19 protein-coding genes and 1 pseudogene are annotated in these 15032 nt (G+C 66.9%); 8 read left to right on the forward strand and 12 right to left on the reverse strand.

Annotation, left to right across the window (positions count from 1 at the left end; translation table 11 throughout):
- The first annotated feature begins 58 nt into the window (after window positions 1-58).
- Complete coding sequence (locus ACIBG8_RS02390) at window positions 59-343, forward strand: hypothetical protein (RefSeq protein WP_397340659.1); 285 nt, start codon at window positions 59-61, stop codon at window positions 341-343.
- A 401-nt stretch (window positions 344-744) separates the two neighbouring features.
- Window positions 745-1059 carry a hypothetical protein gene (locus ACIBG8_RS02395; protein ID WP_397340660.1) on the forward strand — a complete coding sequence of 105 codons (315 nt, stop codon included), beginning with the start codon at window positions 745-747 and terminating at the stop codon, window positions 1057-1059.
- On the opposite strand, the gene ACIBG8_RS02400 is transcribed toward ACIBG8_RS02395, so the two are convergent.
- Together ACIBG8_RS02400 and ACIBG8_RS02405 are read right to left on the reverse strand one after the other, a co-directional pair.
- The gene (locus ACIBG8_RS02400) at window positions 1031-1186 is read right to left on the reverse strand and encodes a hypothetical protein (RefSeq protein ID WP_397340661.1); all 156 of its coding nucleotides are present in this window, start codon (window positions 1184-1186) and stop codon (window positions 1031-1033) included. The two genes, ACIBG8_RS02395 and ACIBG8_RS02400, sit on opposite strands and share 29 nt — an antisense overlap.
- 68 nt (window positions 1187-1254) lie before the next feature.
- Window positions 1255-2181: a serine/threonine-protein kinase gene (locus ACIBG8_RS02405; protein WP_397340662.1), complete on the reverse strand. Its 927-nt coding sequence runs from the start codon at window positions 2179-2181 to the stop codon at window positions 1255-1257.
- 56 nt (window positions 2182-2237) lie between these two features.
- Here ACIBG8_RS02405 and ACIBG8_RS02410 point away from each other — a divergent pair, with 56 nt between their 5' ends.
- Complete coding sequence (locus ACIBG8_RS02410) at window positions 2238-2645, forward strand: universal stress protein (RefSeq protein ID WP_397340663.1); 408 nt, start codon at window positions 2238-2240, stop codon at window positions 2643-2645.
- Here ACIBG8_RS02410 and ACIBG8_RS02415 read toward each other — a convergent pair.
- From ACIBG8_RS02415 to ACIBG8_RS02430, 4 genes are read right to left on the reverse strand one after another with little or no spacing between them, the layout of a single operon-like run.
- The gene (locus ACIBG8_RS02415; RefSeq protein ID WP_397340664.1) at window positions 2612-2998 is read right to left on the reverse strand and encodes an STAS domain-containing protein; all 387 of its coding nucleotides are present in this window, start codon (window positions 2996-2998) and stop codon (window positions 2612-2614) included. The two genes, ACIBG8_RS02410 and ACIBG8_RS02415, sit on opposite strands and share 34 nt — an antisense overlap.
- The gene (locus ACIBG8_RS02420; RefSeq protein ID WP_397340665.1) at window positions 2935-3105 is read right to left on the reverse strand and encodes a hypothetical protein; all 171 of its coding nucleotides are present in this window, start codon (window positions 3103-3105) and stop codon (window positions 2935-2937) included. Before ACIBG8_RS02420 ends, ACIBG8_RS02415 begins: the two co-directional genes overlap by 64 nt.
- 4 nt (window positions 3106-3109) lie before the next feature.
- Window positions 3110-3463: a hypothetical protein gene (locus ACIBG8_RS02425; RefSeq protein WP_397340666.1), complete on the reverse strand. Its 354-nt coding sequence runs from the start codon at window positions 3461-3463 to the stop codon at window positions 3110-3112.
- Between the two features lie 6 nt (window positions 3464-3469).
- Entirely contained in the window at window positions 3470-3997 is a 528-nt protein-coding gene (locus ACIBG8_RS02430) for a hypothetical protein (RefSeq protein WP_397340667.1), read from the reverse strand.
- Between the two features lie 238 nt (window positions 3998-4235).
- On the opposite strand from ACIBG8_RS02430, the gene ACIBG8_RS02435 reads away from it, so the two are divergent.
- A complete protein-coding gene (locus ACIBG8_RS02435; protein WP_397340668.1) occupies window positions 4236-4547 on the forward strand; it encodes a UBP-type zinc finger domain-containing protein in 312 nt (103 codons plus the stop codon).
- A gap of 159 nt (window positions 4548-4706) precedes the next feature.
- Here the strand turns inward: ACIBG8_RS02435 and ACIBG8_RS02440 are convergent, their stop codons facing one another.
- Complete coding sequence (locus tag ACIBG8_RS02440; protein WP_397340670.1) at window positions 4707-5417, reverse strand: DUF6328 family protein; 711 nt, start codon at window positions 5415-5417, stop codon at window positions 4707-4709.
- Window positions 5418-5764: 347 nt separating this feature from the next.
- On the opposite strand from ACIBG8_RS02440, the gene ACIBG8_RS02445 reads away from it, so the two are divergent.
- Window positions 5765-6727 carry a LysR family transcriptional regulator gene (locus tag ACIBG8_RS02445; protein ID WP_397340671.1) on the forward strand — a complete coding sequence of 321 codons (963 nt, stop codon included), beginning with the start codon at window positions 5765-5767 and terminating at the stop codon, window positions 6725-6727.
- Here the strand turns inward: ACIBG8_RS02445 and ACIBG8_RS02450 are convergent.
- Window positions 6678-7097, reverse strand: a complete 420-nt coding sequence (locus ACIBG8_RS02450; RefSeq protein ID WP_397340672.1) for an ATP-binding protein — start codon at window positions 7095-7097, stop codon at window positions 6678-6680. The two genes, ACIBG8_RS02445 and ACIBG8_RS02450, sit on opposite strands and share 50 nt — an antisense overlap.
- 640 nt (window positions 7098-7737) lie before the next feature.
- Window positions 7738-7971, reverse strand: a pseudogene (locus ACIBG8_RS02455) (cupin domain-containing protein); the annotation flags it as partial.
- 38 nt (window positions 7972-8009) lie between these two features.
- On the opposite strand from ACIBG8_RS02455, the gene ACIBG8_RS02460 reads away from it, so the two are divergent.
- The 3 genes from ACIBG8_RS02460 to ACIBG8_RS02470 all read left to right on the forward strand — a co-directional run bounded on the left by ACIBG8_RS02460 (window position 8010) and on the right by ACIBG8_RS02470 (window position 11253).
- Entirely contained in the window at window positions 8010-8438 is a 429-nt protein-coding gene (locus ACIBG8_RS02460; protein ID WP_397340673.1) for a hypothetical protein, read from the forward strand.
- A gap of 1265 nt (window positions 8439-9703) precedes the next feature.
- Window positions 9704-10291 (forward strand): hypothetical protein, encoded by a 588-nt coding sequence (locus ACIBG8_RS02465; protein ID WP_397340674.1) that lies wholly within the window; start codon window positions 9704-9706, stop codon window positions 10289-10291.
- A 260-nt stretch (window positions 10292-10551) separates the two neighbouring features.
- Window positions 10552-11253: a GntR family transcriptional regulator gene (locus ACIBG8_RS02470; protein WP_397340675.1), complete on the forward strand. Its 702-nt coding sequence runs from the start codon at window positions 10552-10554 to the stop codon at window positions 11251-11253.
- Here the strand turns inward: ACIBG8_RS02470 and ACIBG8_RS02475 are convergent.
- The 3 genes from ACIBG8_RS02475 to ACIBG8_RS02485 are packed head-to-tail and all read right to left on the reverse strand — an operon-like array spanning window position 11226 to window position 15032.
- Window positions 11226-13322, reverse strand: coding sequence for an alkaline phosphatase family protein (locus tag ACIBG8_RS02475; RefSeq protein WP_397340676.1), 2097 nt, complete (start codon window positions 13320-13322; stop codon window positions 11226-11228). The two genes, ACIBG8_RS02470 and ACIBG8_RS02475, sit on opposite strands and share 28 nt — an antisense overlap.
- Entirely contained in the window at window positions 13319-14164 is an 846-nt protein-coding gene (locus ACIBG8_RS02480) for a carbohydrate ABC transporter permease (protein WP_397340677.1), read from the reverse strand. The genes ACIBG8_RS02475 and ACIBG8_RS02480 overlap by 4 nt, the downstream gene beginning before the upstream one ends.
- Window positions 14145-15032, reverse strand: a complete 888-nt coding sequence (locus ACIBG8_RS02485) for a carbohydrate ABC transporter permease (RefSeq protein ID WP_397340678.1) — start codon at window positions 15030-15032, stop codon at window positions 14145-14147. Before ACIBG8_RS02485 ends, ACIBG8_RS02480 begins: the two co-directional genes overlap by 20 nt.

A 15032-nucleotide genomic window follows, 5' to 3' on the forward strand; every position in this document is an offset into this window, starting at 1 on the left:
CGTATATGGTGTTGTATAGAAATATCACCCGAAAAAAAAGGAGGCTCTTATGAGCTTTGTGCAGATTCTAGAATTCAACACCAAGCGGGCCGGCGAAGTCGAGACGCTCATGAACGAGTGGCGTACCCAGACGCAGAGCACCCGCACCGTGAAGCGTGAGGTCATGGCGAAGCACCTCAGCCGCCCGGACCACTACGTGGCGATCGTCGAGTTCTCCTCGTTCCAGGAAGCTCAGAAGAACAGCAAGCTGCCCGAGACCGACCGGTTCAACGCACAGATGACCAAGCTGTGTGACGGCCCGATCGAGTTCTCCGACTACGACGTAGTCCGCGACAAGAGCTAATTCGTTAGCTCGGCATCGTGATAGCTCGGCCTGTGCTGTGGCGTGCGAGAAGATTCTCGCGTCATGGTGCGGGCTATCTTGGTTTTCCGGGCGCTCGTGTCCGCGGTGTCGCCTGCGGGGTGATCACGCCGGGGTTCTTGACGCGGAACCAGCCAACGCGCACGGCGCGGGGTGTTGTCCCAGGCGTCGACGTGGTTTGAGGCGTGCCGTCCACCGGACCTACGGGACCGCGTGGAGATGTGAGGCTATGCCGGGGGCAGGAGTCGTCGGATGCGCGAGAGCTTGGCTCGGTCGCCTTCCCGACCCCATTGAGGCAGAGAAGAACCATCGATAAACCTTGCTGGGAACGCCGGTAGCGTCCGGACGTTGGTGTCACAGGCCGTGCCTCGCTGCTCGAAGGCGTGATCGTGCCTCTGGCGGTGTTCAACGCGGCGCCGACCTTCTTCGGGCTGAACGGTGCGCTGGCAACGGTGCTTGCCTGGGTGTACGGCAATGCCGTCAGGAGGCTGCTGTGGCGCAAGGCGATCACTGCCCGGTCCGCACTGGCGCTGCGGAGTGGGAGCGCGGTCGGCTTGCCGTCCGCACGAGCGCGCGTGTTGATCGCCGCCCACACTGCTGCCGAGCGGTGCGCGTTTCTGGTTGAGGGACGCGATGACCGGGACCCGCAGCCCGCCCACGTCGATGAAGTCAAGCTCCCCCAAGACCGTCGTCCATGACCTCCAGCAGGGTTTCCAGGGCGGCAAGGCCGCTGAGGTCCAGAGCCCCGGACATGACGAAGCCCGGCGGATCGGCGGTCACGGTGATCTGAAGGATCCCGTTGTCGCAGGCGACAGCGGGGAACACCGCTGCACTGACGTATCTCCGAGGCTTGCCAGGACGGCACAGCATCTACGCCTCGCCCAGGCGCCTTGTCATCGTGGCGCCGCCATCAGCCCCTCCCTCTGATCCGCAGGCAGTCCGGGCAGGGAGGGCGAGGTCGGTTCCGGCAGGATGCGCGTAGGCGCGGCCGGCGTCCTGTCCTCTCTGGCTGACCACAGGTCGACCACGTACTGAAGTTCCACGCCTGCTCGAGTCGCGTCGAGGCGCTCGGCGGGGTTCTTTCTCAGCAAGCCGGTCAGGACGCCTGCCAGCGGCCCTGCCCGCTGGAACGGGTCGGGCGGTGAGTTCAGCACCGCCACGAGCGTGAGAATCGTCGAGCGGCGGGGGAAGGGGGACCGGCCTTCGACCGCGGTGTAGAGGGTCACGCCCAGCGACCACAGGTCCGACTCAGGACAGGCGCTCTGTCCTGCGGCACGCTCGGGGGCCAGGTAGGCGGGCGTTCCGGTCAGAATCCCCGTTTGGGTCAGCGGGTCTTCGTTGTCCATGGTGGCGATGCCGAAGTCGGTCAGGACCACGCGGCCGGTGTCGGTGAGCAGGATGTTGTCCGGCTTGACGTCGCGATGCAGGACTCCGGCCAGGTGTGCCGCGCGGATGCCCTTGAGGACGGACATTCCGATCCTGGCGACCGTACGGGGAGACAGCGGCCCGTCCTGGGCGATGACTTGCCGCAGGGTGAGGGAGCGTACAAGCTCCAGCACGATCCACGGCTGCCCGGCCCGTTCGACCACGTCGTACACGGTGGTGACGTTGGGGTGGCTGATCCGCGCCGCCGCGCGGGCCTCTCGCCGGGTGCGCTCGGCCACGATCGTGCGCTCCGGTCCTGAGGGGAGCGGCACCTCCTTGATCGCGACATCGCGGAGCAGCAACTCGTCGCGCCCGCGCCAGACGGTGCCCATCCCGCCTCTGCCCAAGGGCTCGAACAGGCGATAGCGGCCGGCGAGTAATCGCTCGTCCGGCATACGACCCCTTCCAGGAGTGCTTGTCGCGATCCTCGCTGCGGGGAGAGGATGACAGGATGTTCACCCGGATCGTGGTGGCCTACGACCATTCACCCGGCGCGCGGCGAGCCCTGGCCGAGGCGCTCACGCTGGGCGATCGGGCCGAGCTGATCGCCGTCGCCGTGCAGGAACACCTGCCGAACTACTCCGGCGTTCTGGGCGAGGATCATCATTTCGAGGATCAGGCGTGTCAGCGGTGGCTCCGGGCGGCGGTCGCCTCCGCCGGTGAACACGACATCGGCCTGATCACCGAGGCTCGTACCGGGCATGTGGCTCAGGAACTCATCCGCGCGGTCGAGGAGCGCGAGGCCGATCTGATCGTGCTCGGCCACAACGGGCATTCGGCGACGTGGGGGCAGTTCCTGGGCACCACGACGGAAAAGGTGAGCCGTCACGTCCAGTGCTCCGTACTGATCGTGCGCTGAACGCGCCAGCCCGTGAGGTGGAGGAGGCGGCGCACAGGCGGAGGTGCGGAATGCACCCTCAGGCCGAGGCGCTCGGCGGCGTTCACCAGGGCGCGCAGGCAGCCCACGTCGATGAACGTCACTCCTGCCAGGTCGACAACGACGTCGCTGTCACCCGGCAGGGAGTCCAGCGCATGGGTCAGGGCGGGCAGTGCGCCATAGTCGAGGTCTCCCTCGATCCGCAGCCCCGGCGGGGCACGGAGTCGGGTGATGCGCGGCTTTGCCCGCGTACCAGTCTCGTTGGTATGGATCAGTTCCTCCTTCGCTTCCGCCAGCCGGTTCCGATGCCCGCCTGGTGCAAGGCGAGCAGGCACAGCCCGAGGAGCATGAAGAAGATGCCGTCGAGCCCGGCGGGCGAGACGTTGAGCAGGTCGAGGAGCAGGCCGAGTCCGAAGACGACGGCTGCGGCGATGGCGAGCATGGGGTTACCTCGGGGACTCGTCGAGCGACAGCAGCCTGTGGAGGACGTCGCGGTAGGAGCGCAGGATCGTCCTCAGCTGCTCGGTGTCGCCCTGGCCGGCGTTCTTCCAGCGGTCCTGGAGCTCGTGGGTGTGGTCTTCGAGGGCGCCGCGCATGGAGGCCATCACCTCATCCAGCATCGAGCCGGCCTGCTGAACCGCCTCGCGTGGGGCGTCCACGAAGGTGGACTGCAGATCACGCCAGCGTTCCCGCAGCTCGACCGGGTCGGTACCCAGCAGCGATGCGGGTACGGTGACCTCGGCGTACCGCGGCGGGTCGGAAACCTGACCGACGATGCTTTCGTCGTCTCGGATATCCATGGCGCGTCACCTTCCAGAGTCGTCGATGAGCAGGTCGTCGAACAGGGCTCGGTAGTGCTGCATCGCCTGCCGCAGGTCCTCGGTGGTCGTCTCGTCCCGGGCGGCGCGCCCGCTGATCGCGTGGGCCTGCCGGTAGTGGTCCAGAGTGGTGCCGTGCGTGACCGACAGGTCGGCCACCTGCTGCTCGTAGTCCTCGACGGGGTAGCCGCGTTCGGCCATGACGGCTGTCACCAGCTGGTCGGCCTCGCTCACCGCCTTGGCCGGTGCGTCCACGAAGTGCTCCTGGACCTCGTTCCAAGCCTTGACGTGGTTCTGCCGGGACTGGGGATCGAGCGGCCGGATGTCGAGCGTGCCGAACCGCTTCTCGCGGGCACGCAGTTCCTTCTCCGCGACCCCACGGTCGTCGCGTTCGGCCACCGTACGGTCGTACTCGGGGCCGAACCGCTCCCGCAGGCCGCTGCGGCGCTTCTGGATGAGGAGGTATCCGCCGATCGCCACCAGGCCCGCCACGATGACCCACATCACGATGGTCATGCCTGCCTCCTGCGCTTCGGTATCCGGGCACTTCCAGTCAATGCCGTCCCCGGCCTCGCGGATACGGGCGTTTCGAGCAAGGCTCATCGCCGCAGGAGATGACCGGACGCGGTGGGCAATCGCCGCTGACGATGGGCTTTGCTGGGATTGCGTGTTTCCGCTGATGCGCCAGTCGCGTTGACTCGGAGGTGAGATCAGTCGGCGCATCTCGCGTCGCTGTCACCGTAAGGGGGTCGTCGTGACCCTGGACGCAGAAGGCATGCGGGCAGTAGGGCAGGCCGGTCTGAATGGACAGGCGCCGCGCTGCGATCACCTCGACACGCTGATGGTCGTCGAACGCGGACGACCCGAATGCAAGGAATGCCTGGTCCTCGGCTGGGCCTGGACGCGGTTGCTGGCCTGCCTGACCTGCGGGTGGGTGGCCTGTTCCGACGACTCTCCAGGCAACCACGCCCAAGCGCACTACCACGAGACCGACCACCCGGTGGTGGCTTCGATCGAGGAAGGTTCGAGCTGGCGATGGTGCTACGTACACGGGCGAACCGTGTGAACTTTCGGCGCGGCGCAGGCCTGCGTGGGCAGCCGCGGGGGCTTGCCCACGCCCATCTGGCGAGAGCCGGCAACGGTCACCACAGCGATCCCACCAGCGCCCGCCACGGGCTCGAACGCGGTCAGATCGACGCCTCGGCGGGCTGATCCGGCTGTTCGATCAGCCGGGCTGGACGACCACCGCATGGAGCGCCGTCGCGCACAAGCGCGTGCCCCTGATGTCGTTTGAGGTCTTGTGGTTGGCGTGGCTGGTCACCGGTGCTGTAGTCGTCGCGGTGATCGTCGTCGACCTGATGGCCGGGCGGGACGGCGCCCCAGCGCGCTGCGTGCCGGTGTGTGGGTGGGCATCTACCTCACGCTGGCCGTCGCCTTCGGTACTGGCCTGGGGCTGACCGCCGGGGTGGAGGTGGCGGTGCAGTTCTTCGCCGGGTACCTGACGGAGTACAGCTTGTCGGTCGACAACCTGTTCGTCTTCGGCGTCATCATGACCGGCTTCGCCGTACCGGTCGGACAGCAGGCACGGGTATTGCCGACCACCCCCGACTACCGCGGGAACGCCTGGACGGTCCGGGAAGCCGGACGGCGCGTGCTGCCCCCGATGGCGATGGTCATCGTGGCCATCGCCGTCTGCGACGTGCTGTTCGCCCTCGACTCGATCCCGGCCATCTTCGGCCGCCAGGGCCACCGCCGCGCCGAACAGCGTGGCCAGCCAGTGGCCCGAGGTGTCCAGCTTGGCGAAACCAGCTTGGAACGGCATCGCGAACAGGAAGGCGAACAGCACCTGCACCCCTGTCACCATGACCCGCAGACCCTGCAGGAGCTCGGACAGCTCGCGATCCACCCGCTCCTTGTCGGTGCTACCGGTAGCCATCACCCCGTCAGCCAATGTCGTACGGCATGCGAAGGAAAGGGCGTTCGCCGCTGATCAGTTTCGGTGATAACCAGGCCGACACCTGCCTGTTTCCCCGCGTCGCGACAGGGAGGACATTGGGTTTCAGGCGCCTTGTGGTCGGTGCTGGTCCCCGACTGGCAGGTCCAGCCGTTCCGCAGAAGGAAACGGCGAAGAGATCGTGGCAGGCGCGCTCAACTACGTCGGGATGAACCCGAAGATCGACTGCCAGACGCCGAAGCCCAGCAAGTAACGCCCGCTCGCGAGGACTTAGGGTGAGAAATAGACGGTCCGCACGTACGCCGCCCGGCTCGGAAGGGGTGGTGGCAATGGAGTTGCGCCAGCTGCGCTACTTCGTGACGTTGTCCGAGGAGCTGCATTTCGGCCGGGCCGCGGCCCGCGAGCACATTGTGCAGTCCGCGTTGAGTCAGCAGATCCAGCGTTTGGAGCGTGAGCTCGGTGTTCGGTTGCTGGATCGCAGTACCCATCACGTCGACCTCACTCCGGCGGGTGCCGCGTTCCTTGTTGAAGCGCGGCAGATTCTTACGCAGGTGGGCCGGGCTACGCATGCCGCGCGTAATGCCGCTGCCGCCCCGCCCACGCTGCGGGTCGGTATCGTGGACGCGGGTTATGACTCGATGCCGCAGGTTCTGCGTGAGGTCCAGCGTCAGCATCCGGAGTTGACGATCCACCAGATCGAGGCGTCCACGCCCGAGCAGTACCGGCAGTTGGCCGACGGGCGTCTGGACATCGGGATCGGCCGATCGTCACAGACCCCGTCGGGCGTGACCTCCGAGCTGATCAGGCTCGACCCGCTCGGGGTGTTGGTGCCTGACGATCACCCTTTCGCCGCTCTGGATGGGGTGGCCGTCGCCGCGCTGGCGGGTGAGCTGCTGCTGATGGGCGAGGACGCTGAGACGCCGGAGTTCAACCAGTTCGTCGTTGAGCTGTGCCGTACGGCCGGATTCTCGCCCACCGTCTATGAGGGGACCGTGGAGAGTAGCCGAGCCGCCGCCGACCTTGTGCTCCAGCACCGTTGTGTGCTGTGTGTCCCTTCCTCCTTCCGCACCTCCAACCGGCCTGGCACCACGTGGCGGCCTGTGGTCGAGCCCGCGACGAGTTATCCGTGGTCGCTCCTGTGGCGTACCGGCAAGCCGTCCGTCTACGTGGGCGCCGTTCTTGACAGCGCCAGAGATCTCGCCGGTCGGCTCGGGTGGCTGGAAACCGCCGAGGCGGGGGCGGCTACGCGCACGCCTGCCACGAGTGCGGTGCACCTGCCCGAAGGTCCATGACCAGCCGCACGTGTGAACCACCGGTTTGCTGGTGGATGGTGAAGTGGTCGCACAGCTGGCCCATCAACCACAGCCCGTATCCACGGGTGGCGGTCCTGGCGGGCCGTCGGCGGTGGGTGTCGGCCGAGGTCAGCTCACCAGCGGTGTCGCGTATCTCGACGGTGAGGAACGCCTCGTCGTACCAGCTGGCCACGACGCCGTGCCCTCCTCCGTGTTCCAGCACGTTGCTGGCCGCCTCGTTGACCGCCACCAGCAGGTCATCCAGCCGCTCGCCGCCCAGACCGGAACGGGTGGCGTGACCACGGAGGTGGCGGCGCACGTCGGACAGCTCGGAGGTGATCTCCCATTGCCGGTAGGTGCTGATGGTCATGACGGCTCCCCTGCAGGCGCCCATCTGGCGGTCAAAGGCAACTGCCAACTCGTGGCCAGAGGACGCAGGCTAGACCCCTGCCCACTGGGCGGAGGCTAACCATCCCAACCGACCATGCCAGACGCACCGCCAACGACCTCGACCCGGATCGCGTACTCGTCTGGCGACACAACTGGTGGTGGTCACGGTCCGATAGCAGTGAGGACGTCGATGACGTAGACGCCCGCGCCCATGGGCCGGAAGCGGTTGGCGGGCTTGCGGGAGGCGCTCGCAACCGCAGGCTGTTCCATGCCGCCGAGGAGCTCCGCCTGCCAGCCGCTTTCAAGCCGTCCCCGATACGGGCCGTCATGAAGAGGCGCATTACGGAGCGAAGGGTGTCGGCGATCATGGCGTTGTTCGATCCGGGGAGCTGATCGCACGGGGTACGGCAGGCGGCGGCGGGGTTTGCCGTCGCTGCGCACCCCTCACGGGCGGTGCCGGCGCTGTGCCGGGGCGGTGACCGCAGAGGGGTGCAGCTGGTCGGCAAACTGCGAAGGGCCCTACGCGGGTGCTGTGCTTGAAACGGCGTGGTGTCGGTAGTTGCCGGGCGGTGATCCGTACTGGCGTTTGAAGGCATGGGCGAAGGTGTACTGCGTCCGTCCAGGACGTAGGCGCCGCAGAGCATGACCACCGGCGACGTCTCGTCGCTGACAGAGGTGGAGGGGTCGTCGGCCAGACCGTGTGCCGATCCGCGCGGCAGGAACGCCACGCCGCCTGGCCCGAGGGTGATCGGCTCGCCCTGCGAAGGGAGGAGCCAGTACGTTCCCCGGAGGACGATGTGGAACCCGGCAACCGCTGGGCGAAGGGAGCGGACCTGGTCACCCGGCCCGCGCATGACAGTGGGTTGCAAGCGGTATTCCTAGACTGCCGATCATGCGAAAGATCTCCGGGTTAAGGACCCTCGTCGCCGCCGCCGTCGCTCTCACCGCACTGGCTCCCGCCCCGGCGACAGCCGCCACGCAGGGCTGCTCCGGCGGCGGGGGAACGCTCAACACCAAGCACGGTTACGTCAAATACATGTGGAAAGTGTGCGGTGACGGTTACGCCGCAGCCTCGGGCACTGTGCACGACATCAAGTGGGATCTGTGGACGGCGGTCGTCGAGGTCAGCTTCTCCAAAGCGGGCAAGGGGGTCGGCGGCACCGGCGGCCGCGTGGAGGCGGGCCGGAAGAAGGGCAGCAGAGATTTCGGCTTCTCCGTCCCCGCCAAGCAGGGCGCAGACACGGTAGTGATCAAGGCTCGGCGCTGCCTTGCGGGCACCCACCTGTGTAACAACACCACCACCTTCACGGGCAAGCTCTGATCTTGCCGCCGCAGCTATTGAACGGCCGCACAGCGGACGCTCGATCCCGCCGCAGCGGAGGCCGCATGCGAGCCTGCTGCTGGCGGATCCAGGGCTGTCGAGGCCGACGACCCCAGCGCCCTTGACGCTCTGGGAGTCGATGAAGCCAGCTGATGGCAAGTCATCCCGACCCACCCGATGGCGTGCCTTGACTCGCAATTCGCCCAGCGGGGCTTCGGTGATGCTGTCAAGGCCCGTTCACCGGAAGCATGACGGCAGGAGAGGGTTGGCGCGTGGGCGAATTCGGGCTCTTGGCCTGAAAACAACATTCGAAGTGAGGGGTGATCTTGATTATTCCGAAATGTATCCATGACGGCGATCTCTCCGACATGATTCTCCCACGCAGATCTGGATGATCTCCGATACGGAATGCGCCCACTCGGCAACTCTAAGCCCGGCAGGCCACCGGTCTGGAGCTGGAGCTGCCCGCCAACCAAGGCTCGAGCGCGGAGAGCTTAACCGTCGCGGCGCCGGGCGTCAGCCATAGCAGAGCTGCCGACATCCCGGCACATGGAGATCACCAAATACAGGCGCTAATGCACTCTGAACTCGGCCGTGACCTCGAAAAACGAGCCGTCCTGACTGTCCATGAGAGTAACGTCGATTGTCTCGCCATCCAGCGACCTTGTGACGCCATCGATACAATCCGAACACGCTTCCTTATCGTGAACATCTATCCGCCCCCATCCATGGGAAAGGAAATTCACGAATATCTCATCGCCTGTAGCTGATCGGTTCGCTCTAAAGTGTAGTGAACCTCCTTCTGCAGAATCGCATGCATCCTCCTGTTCTACCGTCGAGGCGATAGACCCAGGAAGTAGATTAGGCACCAACTGCTCGAGTTGGGCGATCTGTTTGCGCGCCTCCCTTTGGCAGCTACTTAGTGACTGGCCTTCTGTGCTGCAGGAAGGAAGCAAAGGGAAAGTCAATAGCGTCACTACAATGAAATTACGTCCAATTCGCTTCACCTGACCTCCAATCTATTTATCAGACCCGTTAAAGCGCCCTCACTGCCTCAGCCGAGAACTGTCGCATCGCTTGCTGCGCGGCTTACATGCTGGCGCCAGCTCGCTTGATGCTCAACGGATGTCCGATCTGGCCGCAAGGCCCGGGCGGGGCCGGTCGCAAGGAGAACCATCCAATCGAGAGCCGTTGTCTAGACAGACCCGAGGGAACTGCTGGCGTCCACGACCCGTTTCCCCAGCATGGGCAAGATGGGCGATCTTATGGACAACTTCCTGGATCGGCACTTCTGGATTGCATTCCCAGCCAGCAGCCTGATGCTGGGGGTGATCCCTCTGATCCTGTTGGAGCAGGTCCCTGACCAGCCACACGTTTGGCGGCGCGTCATAGTGGGTGCTGCGGTTGGAATGAGCATCATGGCCGTGCCCACGATCTTGCTCCTGGCTAGAAAGCTACGCCGGACAGCCTCCGGCGCGCTGGCCCTGGCCGTCTCCGGAGCGGCCTTGATCGCCTGGTCGATGAAGGCGGCCCACAGGAGGGAGGCTATTCCCCTGGGGGATCCCAGCCAGGCCGAATTGGCCGGCGCTGTGGCGATGATCATCCTGTGGGGCGCGGTGGCAGTGCTGGTGATGGGTTTGTACGGCATGACACGGCAGGCGCGCGGTCGAAGACACCATGCCTGGGTGGAGGAATCCGACCAGGACGGAAGGTATGTGGCGGCGTGCGCTTGTGGTTGGCGCGGAAAGGTGGCGCAGGACAGCTCTGCAGTTTTCGCGGATGCGGGCGACCACGCGAACAGGGTGGAGATCGCGATACGGAGGGTCTCTGGGCTCCCGTCGAAAAGTCCGTGATTCGGTCCGCGTTACCAGCCCAACTCAGGTTTGCCAGACCATTTGTGTGCATGACGATGGAGCTCAGGACTGAGCGGCCCAAGGGTGCGCTGCTGCGTCGCGAAGGTCCTGTCAGGAACCAACGACACCGGACAGTCCGGCTTCGACGAGCGGGCTGGCGTGGCTCGCTCGCGCAGACCACTGCAATAAGGCTGTGCCCGTTCTCTGGGAGACTTGGGGGAGTATCCGATGTGGGAGAGGATTGGCGGGCTGTGCCTCCTGTGCCGAAGTATCTCCAGGTGAAGTCCGCGCTCAGCCGATGGATCGAGGGGTTCGAGCAGGGCGAGGCGCTGCCGTCCGAGGTCGAGCTGGCCAAGGTGTTCGGCGTGTCCCGGGTGACGATGCGCAAGGCGCAGTCCGAGCTGGTGATGGAAGGCAAACTCGACCGCGCGCAGGGCCGGGTGACCCGGATGGCGCAGGCGAAGGTGAGCTTGCGTGTCGGTCTGGTGAGCCATGCCGAGGCTCTGCGCGAGGAGGGCCGGTCGGTCGTCCGTACGGTGCTGGATCATGGGCTGGCAGCGGCTGATCGGGAGGTCGCGGCGGCTCTGGCCGTACCGGCCGCCTCCGAGGTCCTCGCGGTGCGCCGGCTCGTCACGGTGGACGGCGTGCCGTTGGCGCTCTACACCGACTACCTGCCCACCGCCCTGTTCCCCGTTCTGCCGAGCGTGGAGCAGCTCGGCGGTTCTCTGACCGTGTGGATGGCTGGGGCGGGGGTGGCGGTGGCGGGGTTCAGGCAGCGGGTGGAGACGGCTCCGATGTCGCACGACGCCACCCAACTCCTGGACGTGCCCGCCTCCACCGCCGCGCTCGTGGTGCACCACGTCGCCTACGACGGTGAGGGCAGGAACGTCCTGCACGCCCGTTCTGTCTATCGCGGCGATCGGGTGGAGCTGTCCTACGAGATCACGGCGTCGAACACGTAGGGCGACGGGGCGTAGGAGACGGGTTTGTCGCTGCAGCGGGGCAGGATGATCCCGGCGACGGGCCGCCCCGCGTGCAGGGGGATGTCGATGCGGTAGATCTTGCGTCCGCGGCCGTCGATGGCGACCGGGTGGGGCGGGTCGGGGTCGTCCCAGACGGGGATGAAGATGTCGTACGGCTGGCGCGTGCCGTCCTCGTAGGCGATGACGCCCTGCCCGCCGCCGGGGAAGAAGGCGCTGGAGGCCAGCAGGCTGAGCCGTTCGCCCGATCCGCTCAGCAGGATGCCCTGCCCCGAGCAGAGGACGGCGTCGGCGCGGGTCAGCGCTTCGGCAGGCCAGGTCCTGCCCTCGCCGTCGGCGTTGCCTTCCGGGCCGGTGACGATCCAGTCGCGTGCGGCATTCACGTCACTGTGCGGTACGGCGAGAGGAAGGTCGCAGACCTCCGCGCCCGCGGCGACCGAAATGACGCAGGGACCCGGAACGGCATCGGCGGGAACCATCAGCAGCCACTCGCCGTCCGCGATCCGTTTCACCGGCCAGGGCAGGTCACAGGTGAGCTCGCCGTCCAGGGTGGCGCGGACGTGGACCGTCTCACCGGGGTTCGGCAGCGAGGTGGACAGGGTCACCGCCAAGGGCGCGCGCACCTCGTGGTGGACTCGGACGGCGTCGATCGCCAGCCAGCCTGAGCCTCTGGTGACCAGCCGCCAGCGCAGCACCATGGTCGAGGCGTCCGGCGGGCTGGCCACGACCACGCGCTCGCGGTGGTTGGCGAGGTCGGTGCCGTGGTTGCGGTCGTGGACCGCGGGGCCGTAGGTGAGGAGCTCGCGTTCCGCGCCGCCGTCGAAGGCGGCGGTGAGCGTGGCGCGACCGTCGCCGTGCTGGCGGTACTGCGCGGCGAAGGTGACCGTGACGGGGCCGGACACGTCGTAGGCGGGAGATGCCAGGGTCGCGTCGGAGGAGGCGACGGCGAAGACGCCGCGTGCGTGGGTGAAGGCTTCGCGTCCCTGTTGCCGGGCCTGGGCGGTCCAGTAGGGGTCGGTGACGAAGCGCCAGCCGCCGTCGGTCTGCCATCCCTCGGGAGGTACGAAGGTGCTCCCGCCGCAGGTGCCGCGTGGTATCGACACCTGGTCGAAGGGGGGATCGAGCAGAGGCACCAGGGAGTCGAAGTCGTCGGCCGGGACGGCCTCCTGCAGCGCCCGTCCGTCCAGCCCCCAGGCGGGATCGACGGGTACGCCGAGGTGGTGCAGGAAGGTGGGCAGCACGTCGACCGCCCGCACGTCCGGCCGGGCGACGCCCGCGGGGATGCCGGGGCCGCAGGCGAGCAGGGACCAGCCGCGTTCCGCCGCCGAGGGGCCGTTGTGGGTGGTGCCGCGGTCTCGGTGGCCGTGGTCGTTGGTGACGAGGACGAGCCACTCCTCCTGGGGCGATCGGCTGGCGAGCGCCTCCAGGGCGCGGCTGATGTGGCCGTCCACGGCGATGAGCGCGGCCCGGTAGCGGGGCAGGGACGCGCCGCCAGAGTGCCCGGCCAGGTCGATGGAGCCGAAGTGTACGAACAGCGCGTCGGGGTCCTGCTCGGTGAGCACCCGGATCAGCACCTCGGCGATGGCGGCGTCGACCTGGTCGGGATCGTCGGAGTCCGCGTCGAAGCTGAGGCGGACGTCCACGGCGTCGGAGACGAGCGGCCCGCCGTACCACTCCCTGCTGTTGACGGCGGTCCAGGCGGCCATGGAGAGGGTGGACAGGGCGGGGTCGTGCGCCTTGGCGCGGGACAGGAGGTCGGGGTAGCGGCGGGCGCGCTGGGAGATCATGTTGCCGTCGCGGACGTTGTTGCGGTCGGGCCAGACGCCGGACAGTACGGTGGCCCAGCCCGCTCCGGAGCCGGTGACTCCGGCGGGGGAGCAGTAGAGCGGGGAGACGGCGAACGATCCCTCGGCGACCAGCCGGGCGAGCGTCGGCGCGGTCACGAGCAGGTCGGGGCGCAGGCCGTCCAGCCCGAGCAGGAGGACTTTTCTGCGGCTCACCCCACATGGCAGCACGGGCACGGGCAGCGGATCGCTCAGTCGGGTGATCATTTTCCGCTTCCCACGGTGAGGCCTTCGATGATGCGGTTGGACAGCCAGGCGTAGACGGCCAGCAGCGGCACCAGGGAGACGACCACGCCGGCGAACAGCGCGGTCCAGTTGGTGTTGTAGCGCATGTTGCCGTACAGGTTGAGCAGGCCGATCGTGAGGGTGTACTTGTCCTCGTCGTTCATGAAGGTCAGCGCGACGAGGAACTCGTTCCACAACCCGATGGCGGTGATGATCGCGGCGGTCGAGATTCCGGGTCTGGCCAGCGGCAGCATGATGGAGAAGAACGTCCGGTAGGTGCGGGCGCCGTCGATCGCCGCGGCCTCCTCCAGGTCGTGGGGCAGGGAACGGAAGAAGGCGACCAGGATGAAGGTGGCGAAGGGGATGTTCATCCCGACGTAGATGAGAATGAGCCCCCACAGGCTGTTGACCAGGCCGAGCTTGCTGTAGGCGAGGTAGATCGGGACGAACAGCACCTGCACCGGCACGCCCACGGCGGTGGCGAAGACGAACGTGATGCCGCCGGAGCCACGGAAGCGCCAGCGGGCCAGGGCATACGCGGCAGGGGCCGACAGGGCCACCACCAGCATCGTGGAGACCGACACCACGAAGACCGTGTTGAGGAAGGCGCTCTGGAGGTTGAACATCGAGGCGGCGTCGGCGTAGGACTGCAGCCTGGGTGAGGTGGGGATCGACCAGGGCGAGGTGAAGACGTCCCCCTCCTGTTTGAAGGAGGCCAGCAGGATCCAGACGCCGAGCCCGACGGTGAACAGCACCCACGCCCACACGAACAGCCGTCCTGCGGCGAATCCCACCTCGGGCACCCTAGAACTGGATCGCTTCACGGCGGAAAACCCTTCGCACGAGCAGGACGCTGACGCTCACCAGCAGGGTGAGCACGACGGCGATGGCGCAGCCGTACCCGTAGCGCAGTGAGCCGTTGAGCGGGTCGAACGTCTCGATGTACAGGTAGATGGCCGGGGTCCAGGTCGACTGGTCGGGGGTGGCTCCGGCGCCGCTGAAGGCGAAGATGAAGCCGAAGGTGTTGATCGCGCCGATCACCCACAGCACCGCGGCCGTCCCGATCACGTCCCAGGTCATGGGGATGGTGACGTGCCTGAAGCGCTGCCAGCGTCCGGCGCCCTCGACCTGGGCGGCCTCGTAGAAGGTGGCCGGGATCCGGTCGACCCCGGCGAACAGCAGCGTGGTGTAGAAGCCGGTGCTGATCCAGATGAGGCCGCCCATGATGCTGGTGAAGATCCAGTCGGGGCCGAGCCACACCTGGGCGAGCGCCTTCAGCCCGACCGCGTCGAGGGCGGAGTTGAGCAGGCCGTCCTCGGGGTTGAGCAGGACGCCCCACATGATGGCCAGCGCGACAGGAATGACGATGTAGGGCACGAACATGACGCCGCGGGCGAACTTCTTCCAGCGCATCTCGCGCAGCACGACCATGAACAGGAAGCTCAGCGCGAAGACCGCGATCCCGCCGATCACGAGGATCTTGAGCATGGCCCAGAAGGTGCTGAGGAAGTACGGGTCCCGGGCGAGCTTGAGGTAGTTCTTCAGCCCGACGAACTCGGTCTCGGTGTCGGCGGCCCGCTGGCTGGTCAGCGACACCCACACCGTCGTCACCATGGGGGCCAGGAAGAACACGCACAACCACAGGAACGCCGGGCCGATGAAGATCGCTGGGGCCCACTTGCTTCGCTTCAT

Origin of the sequence: Nonomuraea sp. NPDC050556 (genome assembly GCF_044457355.1) — a bacterium.
Classification (GTDB): domain Bacteria; phylum Actinomycetota; class Actinomycetes; order Streptosporangiales; family Streptosporangiaceae; genus Nonomuraea.